Source organism: Oscillibacter sp. UBA6647, from assembly GCA_002455655.1.
Taxonomy (GTDB): Bacteria; Bacillota; Clostridia; order Oscillospirales; family Oscillospiraceae; genus Oscillibacter.
Window position 1 is genome coordinate 423 of the sequence record DKLF01000117.1, and the last position, 1,453, is coordinate 1,875.

Annotated in this window: 2 protein-coding genes; both read left to right on the top strand. The window is 57.9% G+C overall.

The genetic code is table 11. The annotated features are described in order from the left end of the window. A partial coding sequence (locus tag B2W96_RS08635) for an ATP-binding cassette domain-containing protein (protein WP_293009885.1) occupies positions 1–318 on the top strand: 318 nt, incomplete at its 5' end. Further along, the coding region (locus B2W96_RS08640) for an ABC transporter transmembrane domain-containing protein (protein ID WP_293009886.1) at positions 311–1,453 on the top strand (1,143 nt) is incomplete at its 3' end. The genes B2W96_RS08635 and B2W96_RS08640, both read left to right, overlap by 8 nt.

Sequence of the window (1,453 nt, forward strand, 5' to 3'; positions counted from 1 at the left end):
TCCGGCGGGCAGAAGCAGCGGGTAGCCATTGCCTCCGCACTGCTGGCGGGGAAGGAATTTCTGGTGTTTGACGAGCCCACCAGCGGGCTGGACTTTTACCATATGGAGAAGACTGCCGCACTTTTGGCGGCTTTGGGTGGAAAAACCACCGTGTTGATTGTTACCCACGACCCGGAGCTGATTGTCCGCTGCTGCGATTATGTGCTGCGTTTAGAGCGGGGCCGGGCAGCGGAGCAGTATGGGCTGGACAAAGCGGGGCAGCAAAGGCTGCGGCGCTATTTTGACCGGGATGAAAGGACGGAGATTTCGAATGAATAAGCAGGATCAAGAAAAACGGGGGCCGTTTTCCTATCTCTTTGAGTGGGCTGCGCCTTACAAGGGGAACTACGCCCTCTCAGTGTTCACAGCGGTGCTGGAGGTGCTGTGCGCCATTGTGCCGTATTACGCCGTCAGCCGGATTGTCACGCTTCTGATTGCAAAGGAGCAGGCGGCGGGGGCTTACGCCAAGTGGCTGGGGGTGGCGGCTGTGTTCTGGATTGCAAGCTATCTGCTGCATGCCGTGTCCACCACTGTTTCCCACAAGGCCACCTTTACCGTCATTGCGGACGTGCGCAAGCGGATGTGCGAAAAGCTTGCGCGCATGTCCATGGGCCGGGTGATGGACCGCCCCAGCGGCGAGACGAAGAACCTGATTGTCGAGCGGGTGGACAGCATTGAGCCGACGCTTGCCCATCTGGTGCCCGAGATGACCAGTAAGCTTCTGGCCCCGGTGGTCATTCTCGTCTACATTCTCATTCTGGACTGGCGGGTGGGCCTGTGGTCCCTTGCCACGCTGCCGGTGGGCCTTCTGGCCATGACGGGGATGATGGCGGGCTATCAGGGAAAATTCAGCCGGTATGTCAACTCCGGCAAGCATCTCAACGCCGTTGCTGTGGAGTACATCAACGGAATTGAGGTCATTAAGACCTTCAGTCAGACTGCCAAAACCTATCAGAAATTTACCGATGCGGTTCATGATTCCGCCCACTCCGCCATTGACTGGATGCGGGATACCCAGGTCTTTTTCTCCGCTGCCATGGTGATTATCCCCTCGGTGCTGGTAAGCGTTCTGCCCGCCTGTGTGCTGTATTATTTGCAGGGAACGCTGGCTGTGAATGACATTGTGATGATTGTGGTGCTCAGCTTCGGCATGATGACACCCCTCATCGGCGCCATGAGTTATTCGGACGACCTTGGGAAAATCAGCACCATTGTGGGGGAGATTAACGAGATTTTGGAGGAAGAGGAGCTGGTACGCCCGGAAAAGGCGGCGGCGCTCAGCCGGTTTGATATCGAGGGGAAGGGCGTGCGCTTTGCTTATCGGGATGTGGAGGTACTCCACGGGGCCGATTTCACCTTCCGGGAGGGCACGGTGAATGCGCTGGTTGGCCCCTCCGGCAGCGGGAAAAGCACC